The organism is Paenibacillus sp. VT-400 (assembly GCF_001029205.1).
Lineage (GTDB): Bacteria > Bacillota > Bacilli > Paenibacillales > Paenibacillaceae > Paenibacillus > Paenibacillus amylolyticus.
Genome location: NZ_LELF01000067.1, coordinates 1,276,163 through 1,288,876, shown reverse-complemented (window position 1 = coordinate 1,288,876; position 12,714 = coordinate 1,276,163). Strand labels below are relative to the sequence as shown.

At 46.7% G+C, this 12,714-nt stretch carries 13 protein-coding genes; 2 read left to right on the top strand and 11 right to left on the bottom strand.

The window, feature by feature from the left end; translation table 11 throughout:
• Positions 1–59: 59 nt before the first annotated feature.
• The 6 genes from EL84_RS16565 to EL84_RS16540 form a co-directional block, all read right to left on the bottom strand.
• Positions 60–1,190: a glycosyltransferase family 4 protein gene (locus EL84_RS16565; RefSeq protein ID WP_047842393.1), complete on the bottom strand. Its 1,131-nt coding sequence runs from the start codon at positions 1,188–1,190 to the stop codon at positions 60–62.
• 193 nt (positions 1,191–1,383) lie between these two features.
• A complete protein-coding gene (locus tag EL84_RS16560; protein ID WP_036609623.1) occupies positions 1,384–1,932 on the bottom strand; it encodes a GNAT family N-acetyltransferase in 549 nt (182 codons plus the stop codon).
• Between the two features lie 106 nt (positions 1,933–2,038).
• The gene (locus EL84_RS16555; protein ID WP_047842392.1) at positions 2,039–3,079 is read right to left on the bottom strand and encodes a hypothetical protein; all 1,041 of its coding nucleotides are present in this window, start codon (positions 3,077–3,079) and stop codon (positions 2,039–2,041) included.
• A gap of 97 nt (positions 3,080–3,176) precedes the next feature.
• Complete coding sequence (locus tag EL84_RS16550) at positions 3,177–3,980, bottom strand: Cof-type HAD-IIB family hydrolase (protein ID WP_047844234.1); 804 nt, start codon at positions 3,978–3,980, stop codon at positions 3,177–3,179.
• Positions 3,981–4,324: 344 nt separating this feature from the next.
• Entirely contained in the window at positions 4,325–5,071 is a 747-nt protein-coding gene (locus EL84_RS16545) for a pseudouridine synthase (protein ID WP_047842391.1), read from the bottom strand.
• A complete protein-coding gene (locus EL84_RS16540; protein ID WP_047842390.1) occupies positions 5,068–6,765 on the bottom strand; it encodes an RsmB/NOP family class I SAM-dependent RNA methyltransferase in 1,698 nt (565 codons plus the stop codon). Before EL84_RS16540 ends, EL84_RS16545 begins: the two co-directional genes overlap by 4 nt.
• A gap of 221 nt (positions 6,766–6,986) precedes the next feature.
• On the opposite strand from EL84_RS16540, the gene EL84_RS16535 reads away from it, so the two are divergent.
• On the top strand, positions 6,987–7,535 hold the full coding sequence (locus EL84_RS16535) for a thioredoxin family protein (RefSeq protein ID WP_047842389.1): 549 nt from the start codon (positions 6,987–6,989) through the stop codon (positions 7,533–7,535).
• 217 nt (positions 7,536–7,752) lie between these two features.
• Here the strand turns inward: EL84_RS16535 and EL84_RS16530 are convergent, their stop codons facing one another.
• The 3 genes from EL84_RS16530 to EL84_RS16520 all read right to left on the bottom strand — a co-directional run bounded on the left by EL84_RS16530 (position 7,753) and on the right by EL84_RS16520 (position 10,271).
• Positions 7,753–8,235: a DUF309 domain-containing protein gene (locus tag EL84_RS16530; protein WP_036609634.1), complete on the bottom strand. Its 483-nt coding sequence runs from the start codon at positions 8,233–8,235 to the stop codon at positions 7,753–7,755.
• Complete coding sequence (locus tag EL84_RS16525; RefSeq protein WP_036609636.1) at positions 8,222–9,037, bottom strand: GTP pyrophosphokinase family protein; 816 nt, start codon at positions 9,035–9,037, stop codon at positions 8,222–8,224. Before EL84_RS16525 ends, EL84_RS16530 begins: the two co-directional genes overlap by 14 nt.
• Positions 9,038–9,173: 136 nt before the next feature.
• On the bottom strand, positions 9,174–10,271 hold the full coding sequence (locus tag EL84_RS16520; RefSeq protein WP_047842388.1) for a quinone-dependent dihydroorotate dehydrogenase: 1,098 nt from the start codon (positions 10,269–10,271) through the stop codon (positions 9,174–9,176).
• Positions 10,272–10,526: 255 nt separating this feature from the next.
• Between EL84_RS16520 and EL84_RS32290 the strand changes: the two genes are divergently transcribed.
• Positions 10,527–10,664 carry a hypothetical protein gene (locus EL84_RS32290; protein WP_017689367.1) on the top strand — a complete coding sequence of 46 codons (138 nt, stop codon included), beginning with the start codon at positions 10,527–10,529 and terminating at the stop codon, positions 10,662–10,664.
• 42 nt (positions 10,665–10,706) lie between these two features.
• Here the strand turns inward: EL84_RS32290 and EL84_RS16515 are convergent, their stop codons facing one another.
• Both EL84_RS16515 and EL84_RS16510 read right to left on the bottom strand, forming a co-directional pair.
• Positions 10,707–12,149 carry a L,D-transpeptidase family protein gene (locus tag EL84_RS16515; RefSeq protein WP_047842387.1) on the bottom strand — a complete coding sequence of 481 codons (1,443 nt, stop codon included), beginning with the start codon at positions 12,147–12,149 and terminating at the stop codon, positions 10,707–10,709.
• Between the two features lie 218 nt (positions 12,150–12,367).
• Positions 12,368–12,610: a ferredoxin gene (locus EL84_RS16510; protein WP_017689369.1), complete on the bottom strand. Its 243-nt coding sequence runs from the start codon at positions 12,608–12,610 to the stop codon at positions 12,368–12,370.
• Positions 12,611–12,714 lie beyond the last annotated feature (104 nt).

Sequence of the window (12,714 nt, the reverse complement as noted above, 5' to 3'; positions counted from 1 at the left end):
CTTAAACATGACAAAAAGCCGCTGTTTGGCACAGCGGCTCGCACTTTTTGCTCTACGTTTTAGGCTTGGCTAGGAAACTGTAGATACATCTTTTTCAACTCATTGACCGATCTGCCGAGCGAGTAATGTGTCTTGGCTTTTTCACACGCTGAACGAGCAAGTTCATAACGATAAGCCGGGTCCAGCATCACCTTTTCAAGCGCTTCAGCCAATGCAGAAGGATCTTCTGCCGGTACAAGCAACCCATTGCTACCGTTCTCGATCTGTTCCGGTATACCACCTACATCCGTACCCACAAGGGCAAGACAACTCAGCGCCGCTTCAGCGAAGACGGAACCAAATGCTTCTGCCCGTGAAGGAAGTACAAAAATATCAAAGAATGGCATGAATTCCTCAGGGTGCAGTGTGTAACCATAGAAAATGGTCTCATTATAGATCCCCAATCGTTGCGCCAATTCTTCCAGATCAGGACGAATCGGTCCATCTCCAATAATATGTAACACATAATCATGACCTCGGTCCTTCAGTTCCGCACAAGCTTTGAAAAGAATATCCAACCCTTTTGCCGGGACAAGCCGACATACCGTGACCAGTTGTGGTATCGCATTATCATGAGGGATCGGCTTAAAGCGCTTCTCATCAAATCCATTGGGAATCACACCGATGACATCAGGTTCCTTCAAGTAGGGAGCGAGATAACTACGGAACGAATCCGACACCGTCAAGAGGCGCTCTGCCTGGTGTTCCAGCTCACCATATATCGCAAGCAGGAATCGATGCTCCGGTCCATCCGTTTCAATGCGTCCATTAAGGATTAATTCTCGTTCATAACTGGAGTGAATCGTCTGAATGAGGGGTGTATCCGGGAAAACCGTTTTCATCGCAAGTCCTGCAATTGGATGGTGGGCATGAATCAGATCATAGGGCTTCTGAATACGCAGTTTGGTCCACCAAAGATAATCACGATAAGTTTGAATATATTTTTGGACAACAGGACTATCCTGATATTCCGTCCAGTCAAACGTTTCGAACTGAACTTCCTCTCTGCCCTTGTTGCGAATTCGCTTTGGCAAGGAGAACAGATCCATTTCCCACCTCGGGGTTGTAAATCTCTCTTGCATATACGGAATCATAGAGGATACACCTCCGGGCTGCTCCGGAGGAAAGAAAAGCGCCTGCAGCAATTTCACCGTTAGTTTCCCCCTTTCTAACTTACTTATTACTCTACTATCCATTATGACATAGGGAAGCCGGAACATCTATATTACGATAACTCGTATATACAACATATTCATGAAACGTTCCCCTCAGAAGCAAAAGCTCTAATTCAGCAGACCATCGCTTGCAGTTGTCGTCAACATATTCATAGGATAGTCAGAATTCTCAGCTCAGTAGCTCCACGGGCTTCTCATATGTACTGTAACCATCGGTCTCTCCCAAAAAAGTATACCCGTTCCGCGCGTAAAAGGCGTTCAACGTAGCATTGCTCGCTCCGCAATCTAACCGAACAGTATGTTTGCCTTCAAAATGTATCCCGCTGCTGGACCATTGCAAAATGGACCGTCCTAAACCGCTCTGAGCATATTTTCTTCGAATCGCTAGCCGATGCAGATAAATTGCGCCATCCTCGGCATGAGCTTTTGAACCCCAAAGATGAATATCCCAAGGACTTGGCTGAACCAAAAGGATGACCATCCCCGCTACGTCCGCCCCTTTTTTGAATACAAACACATCCCCACGGCGAATCGCCCCTGCCGTATCATGTGAATCTTCACCTTTAAGCAAAGCGTTCCATTGGGAAGAACCTTGGCTCTGTAACCATTCGGCTGTCTCCACCAGCAGCGACATCACATCCTCCGTATCTTCCGGCTTCGCCTGAACCGCTTGAAAACCATCGTTAATATATTCGCTACTGATCCTGAATGAGTGCATCATTGTTCTCCTCCGCTTCCTGATCTCTTTTAAACTAATGGTACTATACCGGGAAATGGATTTTTCGTCAAAACGAGAACAAAAAAAGGTAAAAGGCGGTTGCCCTTTACCCATCTATTCTGGCTTCATCAATAATCTGATTTCGATACAACATCGTCAGGTGCAAGGTGTCAAACTCCATTTCCTTGTCCAACTCCTGCATCAACACTTCGACCAGGCTCTTTCGCTGAATGCTGGTACCAGGAACCTCGTAATCAATGTATCCTGTCAGATCGGAATGAGAAGTGTCTATTGTTGCTGTTCCCACAGGCAATCCACCTCGCTCCTGAAGAAACAGCTCATATACCCGGAACTCCCGATCCTTACGCTTCAGCATGACATAACATGTTTCTTCAGCAGCTTCCAGCTCATCCAGATCCGATTCATCGGTATCCTCAAATTCCTCGGAGAAATCGCGATGTACCCACTCTAGTGTCTCGAGTTCGTTGCCCTGATGCCACATGCGGATTGTAATCGTATCGATGATATCTTCATCCAGCTCTCTGACCAGCAACTCTGCCGCAGCTTCCAATTGATTCTCTTCCGGCTCGTCATACCAGTGTATTTCACCTTGTACATCAGCGCCATATTGTTTTAAGGAAGCTTCTGCTAGTTCCTGCCCTTCGACATCATTGAAAATATAAGTCGATATGCTGCGTCCTGCGCTTACCATTTCCATCTCCAGAACCTGATCCCGATCTTCATATGTAAACGATTCGGCTTGTGAAACAGGGATTACCTTACTTCCACTGCTACCTATATCGTCATAGCTGCCTTCGTCATGATTCATCTCTTCAGACGGCCACACTTTCTCTGACTCAGGCATATGCAGAACCGTATGTAATGAGCCACAACTAACCAGCACTTCATAATACGCAGCTTCCAACGCATCTGCAAGAGATCGGACATAGGCATGCACTTTTTCCACGATACGTTGCTCTGTATCATCTGGCAGAGACTCCTGCTCGATCTGAAGACTACCTGATAAACGATCTCCTTCTCTATACACAAGGAAAAGTGAGCCTGCATATTGACCATTGACCATCACGTCCTGTACTTCTCCACCTGATGTCCGCAGGTCTGCAACCAATTCCACATCATAATTCATCACGTGTCCTCCTCCATTCCTAACGTTATTCTCTTAGGATGCCCCTGAGGACGGTAGATTATGAGGAAAGCGTGCATTTTAAGTATAAGATGTAGGGTTAGACGGATAACACATATTTTTGGATTGCGTGTGCCACACCCTGCTCGTTATTGGAGAGTGTAACCTCGTCCGCAGCAGCTTTCACCTCGTCCGGTGAGTTATCCATGGCAATGCCTTTGCCCGCAAAGGTCAGCATCGTAATATCATTGAAGTAGTTGCCAATCGCCATAATCTCCGAAGGCATGATTCCTTTCGATTCGGCAAGCCTTTTCAGTGCAGCGCCTTTGGACGCTTCGGGATGCATCAGATCAATAAAAAAGTCACCACTCCGTGTCATATAATAAGGCAGATTCCAGGTAGACCATTCCTGGAGTACTGAATCCATCTGTTCAATCGGACCAAATGCAGTGAACTTCGCCAGCGGTTCTGTCATGTCAACCCACTTGGGTAACTTCAGCGGCTCGGCCATAAAGTTGTAATACATCTCACGCACCTGCAACCCCAAACCTTCCGGTTGATCCACATACAGACCAAATGCCGTATTGATGTCAAAATGTACTCCATTGGTTCGACAGTAAGATATAATCGGCTCCAGTCCTTGTCCATCTAATGCAAAATGATGAACTACCTCACGGGTATCGACTTGCGCGGTAACGGCGCCGTTATGCGTAATCACATATCCATCCAGTCCCATCTGCTCCATAAAAGGAATCGTGTTGGCAGGACCTCTACCTGAACACAGGACAATCTCTGCTCCCTGACGGGAAGCTTGGATCAAGGTCTCCTGAGTCCATTCGGTAAGTTCATGATGATCATTCAGCAATGTTCCATCTACATCAAGTGCAATTAATTTATAAGTCATTCTGGCTTCATCCTCATCTGTTAGTAGTCGCACCCACCCAAACCCTCCCTTCCAAGGGAGGGCCCCAGAGGGCTCTGCCCTCTGGACTCCCATCTTGCTCACCGGTGGTAGGTCGGGTCTTGCTATGTCACGGTTGTTGTTGGAACGCTTGTTGCCGAGCACACCGCTGGTCAGCGGCGGTCCCGCCCAAGCTTAACCTGGACCATTACGGGCAGGGCTTCGCTCTCTGCCCGGCTCCCTGCTTCACTTCGTGAAGATCGGGAGCTTTCTCGCCTGCGGCGGTTAGTATCGGGGCTTCGCTTCCCTCCACCACTCCCTGCTCTGCTTCGCAAAGGACGGGAGCTTTACTTCCGCAGAAGATTCAACTCATCTGCGGTTAGTTCACGATAGCTTCCGATCGCAAGATCGGAAGCTAGTTCCAGCTCACCCATGGCTACGCGCTTCAGATAGACCACACGCTTGCCAACCGCCTGAAACATACGTTTCACTTGGTGAAACTTCCCTTCGTGAATAATAAGCGAGATCGACGAGATCGTACCTTCTTCCGTCTCTTCCTGACCGAGTATAGTCAGCTGAGCAGGTAATGTCTCGTACCCGTCATCCAATTGAATGCCCGCCTTGAAACGTTGCACATCCGCTTCATCCACGTTTCCCAGCACACGGGCTTCATAGGTTTTGGGCACATGCTTGCGTGGAGATAACAGATCATGGGCAAGTGGACCGTCATTCGTAAGAATGAGCAGTCCCTCCGTATCCTTATCCAGTCGTCCCACAGGAAAAGGATTGAACACCCGATCCTCTTTGCGCAGCAGATCCAGTACCGTCTTATCTCTGTTGTCCTCGGTAGCAGACACGACACCCGGAGGTTTATGCAACATCAGATAGATCATCTCCCGATACACAATCCGCTCTCCATCGGCTTCAATGACGTTGACCTCGGGGTTCACCTGTACCCCGCTGTCTTTCACCGCTTTGCCGTCCACATGGATTCTGCCTTGTTTCACCATCTTTTTGAGTTCACTTCGTGTTCCCACACCCATATGGCTTAATATTTTATCCAGACGCAACGTTTGTTTTCCTTTTCCACTCATACCGATGTCCACCTCCAACCTGCCGGATATTCATTCTTCAGTACACCATCAAGCCATTTTCCCCAGCCAGCGGCATAACCATCTACACATACAAGAACATACCCTTTGGCAAACGTATCCGCCTTGAGCACCACTCGTTCTTCTTCAATATTTAACGTTTCACCCTTGAGGTATCTCACGGCTTCGCCATCAGCGGATGACAGATTTACGCTTCGCCGTGCTTCAGATGCATTCAAAGCACACGCAAGCGGGTGGGACGGAACAAATCGTCCATTCTTAATCGTGCCCATAAACCAGCCTGGACGAATGACTTTCAGTCCCTCCAACCGAGCTGCACCAACTGATGATTGATACACCCGATCTCCGTAACATACCGTCTCTCCAGTTAACTCAATCTCCAATTGTTCTTTCATAAACTGACTGTATATCGCAACCGGATCAATACTTGCCGGATCAGCTCCGCGTCCCTGACCTCGTTCCGATTTACGTCCACCGTGATCTTTACCTTTTTTACTCTGTCTACCCGAATTCTTGCCGCCACCAGCCTGTCTGTCATGGGACTCTCGGGATTCGATTCGCAATAAACGTTCCTTTTTACGATCAGCCTTGGTCATAGCAATTGAAGAAGCAGCAATAGAGTGATCCTTGTTCCCCTCTGCTTCAATCCTGGACACATCCACGACCTGTCCATACTCCATTGCTCCTTCTTTAACTACTCCAGGTTGATCTGTTTCTATTTCTTGCCCTGCACGATGCTGCAACACAGCGACATAATGCCCCTCTCCTTCCAAAAGGTGAGGCCACAATCTTGCGGTGCCACGCGTTTGATCCAGTACAGCTTCCGTCTCTTCTGCCTTCTCCGGCATCATCTGACGTACCCATTCCGGACGTCCTGGAGCGAACCCTGTCTCTTCAGGAATGTCCATTACTACGAAATCACGGTTTACATTCAGGAACTCCGCAATCATTGCTTCGTTTTCCTCCGGCGCAAAGGTACATGTCGAGTACACAATGGTTCCTCCCGGGGCCAGCAACCGTGCCGCAGTCTCCAAGATATCCCGCTGCATGAGCACACATTTTTCCACCGAATGATGTTCCCACGATTTCACCATGTCTTCATCCTTGCGGAACATGCCTTCACCTGAGCAAGGCGCATCAATTAATACTTTGTCAAAATAATGAGGAAATGCATTTGCGATCCGCTCTGGCGACTCATTCAAAACAACCGCGTTACGCACCCCGTACAATTCCACGTTCTTGGCCAGCGCTTTGGTGCGTTCAGCATGGATATCGTTCGTCACAAGTACACCCTTGCCTTGCAGCTTTGCAGCAATCTGTGTTGTTTTTCCTCCCGGAGCAGCACACAGATCAAGCACACGATCTCCAGGCTCCACCTGCAATAATTCAACTGGAGCCATTGCACTTGGTTCCTGTATATAATACAAGCCTGCATGATAATAAGGGTGCAGCCCCGGTTTAACACCATGAGGTACATAGAATCCTGTCTCACACCACGGAATAGGTCTTAGATCAAACGGAGCAATCTCATCGAATTGTTCCATCGATATTTTTAGCGTATTCACTCTCAGCCCCGCATGTGGAGACTGTTCATAAGATTTCATAAATTGTTCAAACTCATCACCCAGCAAACTTTTCATTCGCTCAGCAAATATCAAAGGTAACTTTACACCCATATTCCCACTCATCCTGTCTTGGTAAGATTGCAATATCGTTTTATTTTATCATATCCAAGCTTTGCTTTCCTATCATATCGTATCTATTCCACTACAGCGTGTAATGTAGTATAATGGCAAGTAGATTGATTCCTGAGCAAAAATTCGGGTGTTTATGCATATTATCCCAACCTTTATTTTTGCCCAAACTATATTTCGATATGATCGATGGGGGATGTCCAATGAAATCCAAGAAGAAAAAGAAAAGTGCTGCGATCCTTATTTTCCTGGGTATTTTAATCATTATGATTGCAGCACTGGTTGTCGTAGACCAGCAATCCAAGAAACAGATGGATTCAGTGGAAAATGCTTATGGCATCGCTGCTTCCAAGCTTAATCCAGCTACACGGGAGCTACTTAGTGATCCCAACTATCAACAAATTATTGTACCCACTGATCTCAAAGCCAAAATCGATAACAAAGACAGCTTTTTTGTTTATTTCTTTGCTTCCGATTGCTCGCACTGCCGTGCAACAACACCTCAGTTGATGCCGCTGGTTGACAGTGAAGGTATTGAGCTTCCGCAGTTCAATCTGCGTGAATTCGAAGCAGGATGGACCGATTACAATATCGAGTTCACGCCTACACTCGTCTATTATGAGGCTGGTGTCGAGAAAGACCGTATGGTTGGCGGACTGCAAGAGAATGGCAGTGACCAAGGCTACACACTGGATGATTACAAACAATTTTTCCAAAAATATAAAGGCAGTGCCGCTCCTTCGGCAAGCTAACTGCTAGATCCGTTCCCACAAGTATCTACAATCAGGCACTTGTATCACCAGAAACTGTTCTGTTAAAGGACAGGCTATACCACCTGCAATCATCTGAATATGACGCAACATTCAAAAACACCCCGATCGTTCCCTTTACAGGAATCGTCGGGGTGTTTCATATACATGGAACTTCATATCCATGGGATGCTCATTTGAATGTTAGCGTGATTACGGTTCAACTTTTACTCTGATCCATCGCCTTCATCTTCTCTTCGTATATTCGCCCTCTGGTAGGACTCCGGCGCTGCGGAATATTAGGTTTTAGCTCAAGCGATCTTCTAGATATCTCTTGTTCTAAGACCTCATCAACAATTCGTATGGACAAATCCCTATAAGTCACAGACTGAGCGTCAGGCTCAGACAGTTGCTTCACGATTGCCTTTACTTCCTGTACCAAAATCCCAAGCTCAATGCCCAGAGTCGTAGCAGGATAAGGTTCCAAAAGATCAAGTGAGCTCTGTAACATCATCGTTCCTCCGCGGAGATTGCCATTCCTGAAGTGGTATAAACCAACTGCAATTTGTAACAATCCCTTATAGAGAGAATCCCGGTTCCGTTCAAGCCACAATTCTTCCAGCACCTCATGGCACTCGAAATAATCCTGATCCCGATTGAAGTAGATTAAGTAGTCAACGTACAGTGGCTCATAGATGCTCATCCGGGTTTTCGCCCTTTCTGGCGTTGTTCAGAAGTTTCTTCACGTCATCCAGCAAGTCTTTGAGCCCTTCCATATCATGCCGTTCCCAGTAATCGTTAAATCGCTTCTGTGCTTCAATTGCTTCACTGACAAGGTGGTAGAAGTATAATTGATGAATGATATTCAATGTTCTTGACACGATATTGGAATCATCCTCGAATGCCTTCTGCGCCTCCAAAATCTGTAGACGAATTGCAGACATCTCGTTGTCCAATATAAACGCGGCCTCAGCCGTTTTTTTCAGTCTGGTTCTCATCTCATCAGGTAACCCTTCGCGAAACTTGTAACTCAGCGAATGTTCAATGGTAGCCCAGAAGTTCATGGCAAGCGTCCGGATCTGTATCTCAGCCAAAACTTTCTTTTGTCCCAGAGCCGTCTGAACAGGATACTCAATAATCATATGGAAGCTGCGATAGCCGCTCTCTTTGAAATTTGTAATGTAATCTTTCTCAATGAGTACCGTGAGATCCTTACGACCTCGAATATACTCGGCAACCCGACGGATATCATCCACGAACTGGCACATAATGCGGATACCTGCAATATCCTCAATGCCTGTTTCCACGTCATCAAGCGACACATTCAGCCGTCTGGATTTCTCCAGAATACTGGATATTTTTTTGACACGACCGGTAACGAATTCAATCGGGGCATACTCTTCCCGTTTCTTCAGTTCCGCTCGCATTGTCTTAAACTTGACTTTCAATTCCTCTACCGCTTGTTCATAAGGAAGTAAAAATGTACCCCAGTCTCTACCGTCCATGCTTATGCCTCCTGTCTCTATAGCGTCCCCTGTTCTATTCCATTATACATGATGTTTGGTGGGGGGAAGAGTCCCGAACCATTTTACGCTCTTCCCATGCTTCTATATTTTTCATTCCGGGGATTCACATTCCTTCTTAACGATGCTCCGCACCAACCGCTTCAGAGATATGACGATAACCGTCCTTGCGCAGCAACTCACGCAGTCCGGCATGAATGCGCCGATTCACCTCAGGTCCTTCATAGATCAATGCTGTATATATTTCGACCAAGCTTGCTCCGGCTTTAATTTTCTCGTATGCATCCTCACTTGTGAAAATGCCACCTGAACCGATAATCGGAAGTTTGCCTTCGGTCTGGCGATAGATCTGGCGAATAATCTCCGTTGAACGGTCACGCAGAGGTTTACCGCTCAGACCGCCAGTCTCTTTTGCATGTTGGTGGGAAAGTCCTGTACGACTGATGGTTGTGTTCGTAGCAATAATGCCAGCAACACCGCTGTCTGCAATTGTGCGAACCATATATTCAAGTTCCTGATCATTCACATCCGGTGCGATCTTCACCAGAACGGATTTGGTCGCTCCGCCCGCTCGTGCATGCTGCACGTTCATCTCGTTCATAACCGCAGCGAGCAGTTCCTTCAATTCATTCCCATGTTGCAGATTACGCAAATCCGGTGTATTTGGTGAACTGATATTAACCACGAATAGATCAGCATAATCGTATAGTGCCTGAATGCACTTCGAATAGTCCAGGTGAGCTTCCTCATTAGAAGTTGCCTTATTCTTGCCGATGTTAACAGCCACTGGAATACGCCGATCCTGTAGACGTGCCAATTCACCTGCCATGGCTTCCGCACCAAGATTGTTGAAGCCCATTCGGTTCACCAACGCCTCATCTGGAGGCAAACGGAACAGCCGTGGTTGATCGTTACCTGGTTGTGCAAGTGGTGTCACGGTTCCCACTTCCATGAATCCAAATCCGATGGAAGAAAAGCCCGTTACGGCCTGCCCGTTTTTGTCCAGACCCGCAGCCAGACCAACAGGTGTAGGGAAATGACACCCAAACATGTCAACAGCCAGATCAGACGTTTCACGAACGCCGTACATCACACGCAGTCCGGAAGGAACCGGACGGATGCTACCCATGCCACTAAGGCCGCCAATAATCAGATGATGGGCCTGTTCAGGGTCCATTTTGAACAACAAAGGTTTAGCAAGACTTCTGTATAACAAATCACTCACTCCGTTCTGGTCCGGTACGCCAAAAAGCCGTTGTCCGTCTTTTCATATGTAAAAAAACACTCTACTCACAAGTTTATCTGTTTCTTATTAAAAAGGAAAGTAGTTTGCGCATAGACAGCACAAATCGAATAATACAAAATGCTCACAAGAAATCCACCCGCCCACTGGAAATGACGAGTTGAATTCTTTACAATGAGAGCATGGTTACTCTACACCAGTTCTATTCCAAATAAGGAGGAATAACTCATGGCTCCCAAACGTAAACCACCTGCATTACAGCAAAAGAAAGAAGAAGTGAATCGCAAAGCCATTGCATGGACAGCAGCCAGTGTAGGCGGCCTGATCATCATCATTGGTGCTCTTATCATTATTGCCAACATGTAGATGATTCAGGCTGAATCCATCTGATTCTACATATCAAACAGATCAATTCAGCCAGTGATACGTTTTGTTCGGATTATTCTGCTTTGGAACAAGCGTATGCTGATAACGCTGCTTTGCTTCTGGAACAAGCGTCAGATCTGGCAGTACATCTTCTCCAATGCGTACCGGAGTGCCTTGCGGAGCAAGAGCGAATAACTCTTCTACATCTCCTGTACGCATTCTCACACATCCAAGGGACTCATCCAGTCCGATACTGTCTGGCTCGTTGGTCCCGTGGATGGCATAATTCGTATTCGAGAGTTGCATACCTCTGCTTCCAAACTCCCCGTTCGAGCGTCCATTCGGATTGACCACTTTATCTGTAATGACAAATGACCCCTCCGGTGTTCGATCACCGCCAAGTCCCACATCATACATACGAACAATGGTATCCCCACTAATTAATGCAAGTTTATGTTTATTCTTATCAATGACAATCTCCAGCGGTTCCTGCAAAAAAGGCTGACCTCCCAGCGTATCTGCAAAAGCGGCATTTTTGCCTTGAGACAAATTTGAAGATGTTGAACCATTCTCTTTACCACTCGAATCGATCTTCCCTTCCTGTGCCTTTCCTTGATGCAAAGCTAACAGCTTCGGAAACATCTCGGTCATCCCTGACGCAGTCTCTCCCAGAATATTGTTCGGAAATGGCTGAGCCATTTGCGTTACACTCTTGGGCCAAGCGTCATTTTTTTTGCGATAGGCAACGATTGCACTTGATAATGATGCAGCTGCTTCCTGCTTGGCGGTCCACGCCAAGGCCATCTTTTTGATTTTCGGTGTAATTTCAGGAGGTTCACAGTTACATTGCTTGGCATCATAACTCTGTGCAGTCAATTTCCCGCTTGTATTGGTTTGTACTATGTATTTCACAGGCATATTTCGCTTCCATAAAGACCAGTCATCCGAGGTTTGCATCCCCAGTACAGCTGAGGTCTCTACTTTTGGGCCAGACCCGGACCAGGCAGCTGCGAGCGCAGCCTCGCCATGATTACCTCCGCCAAATGCCGCAGCAGTGAACACATTGCTTGGCGCAATGGATGCAGTTCCAACCTGTTTATCCGCTTCTACAGGCGCTTCGATGTCATCTGTGGATTCCAGTGCTGCTGACAGTGCGTCGGCCGCTTCCCGACTGAAACCCGGAGCGTCCGCAGGTGGCAGACCTGCCAGCACAAGCAGCATGAGCAACGTAAGCCACATTTTGCGTCTACGTTGTTTTTTCTCTTTTTGCTCAGACATTTCCACCAGTTTATCCTGATAGTCTACCCAGATGTCCGCAGGAGCTTTACTGCGTTCAAATGCCTCATAAACCTCGCCCGCTTGCTGAAAACAATAATTGGCTTTGGCCTCCTGTCCTTCGCCCAAATACTCCTTTCCAAGCAAGTACCAAGCCATTTTATTGTCGGGATGTTTCTTGACATATGTTCTTAAATGAGTATTTTGCATCCGATCCTCCACTATTTCGCCTTTTTCCGTATATCATTATATATCGGCATAACCAGGCGTTGAATCCATAGGACTTGAGTACCCGGCGAAAAAAAGGGGGTTCGAGAATGTTCGTCCTTGATCCATAGTCAGATAATCACAGTTAAATGAATGCAAAAAAAGCACCTTCCCTTGTCGTTAGGACAAAAGAAAGTGCTCTATGTTCATGTGAGAAATACTTAGCCTTCTTTATTGAAAGGCTCGTCCGCTACTTTAATTGAATCTGTAGGGCAGCCATCGCATGCATCCTGCATATCGTCAAACAAGTCGTCCGGAATAGCTTTGACACCATGGTTAGCATCGCCGTCAAAGATAACTTCAGCCAAACCTTCATCATCATAATCGTAGATGTCTGGAGCTGTTGCTCCACAAGCGCCACATGCGATACATGTGTCTTTTTCAACCCAAGTATATTTACTCATTTACATTCTCTCCTCCTAAAATTCAAAACGTACAGTGTTTTTATCTAGAAACATATTAATACAAAGTAAGGATAATTACAAACATTTTGCAACCACAAGTCTCT

Bases quoted from the DNA above. Each gene is read 5' to 3' on its own strand.
- EL84_RS16560 (WP_036609623.1), bottom strand. From the start codon at position 1,932: ATGCACTCATTCAGGATCAGTAGCGAATATATTAACGATGGTTTTCAA.
- EL84_RS16555 (WP_047842392.1), bottom strand. From the start codon at position 3,079: ATGAATTATGATGTGGAATTGGTTGCAGACCTGCGGACATCAGGTGGA.
- EL84_RS16550 (WP_047844234.1), bottom strand. From the start codon at position 3,980: ATGACTTATAAATTAATTGCACTTGATGTAGATGGAACATTGCTGAAT.
- EL84_RS16545 (WP_047842391.1), bottom strand. From the start codon at position 5,071: ATGAGTGGAAAAGGAAAACAAACGTTGCGTCTGGATAAAATATTAAGC.
- EL84_RS16540 (WP_047842390.1), bottom strand. From the start codon at position 6,765: ATGGGTGTAAAGTTACCTTTGATATTTGCTGAGCGAATGAAAAGTTTG.
- EL84_RS16535 (WP_047842389.1), top strand. From the start codon at position 6,987: ATGAAATCCAAGAAGAAAAAGAAAAGTGCTGCGATCCTTATTTTCCTG.
- EL84_RS16530 (WP_036609634.1), bottom strand. From the start codon at position 8,235: ATGAGCATCTATGAGCCACTGTACGTTGACTACTTAATCTACTTCAAT.
- EL84_RS16525 (WP_036609636.1), bottom strand. From the start codon at position 9,037: ATGGACGGTAGAGACTGGGGTACATTTTTACTTCCTTATGAACAAGCG.
- EL84_RS32290 (WP_017689367.1), top strand. From the start codon at position 10,527: ATGGCTCCCAAACGTAAACCACCTGCATTACAGCAAAAGAAAGAAGAA.
- EL84_RS16515 (WP_047842387.1), bottom strand. From the start codon at position 12,149: ATGCAAAATACTCATTTAAGAACATATGTCAAGAAACATCCCGACAAT.
- EL84_RS16510 (WP_017689369.1), bottom strand. From the start codon at position 12,610: ATGAGTAAATATACTTGGGTTGAAAAAGACACATGTATCGCATGTGGC.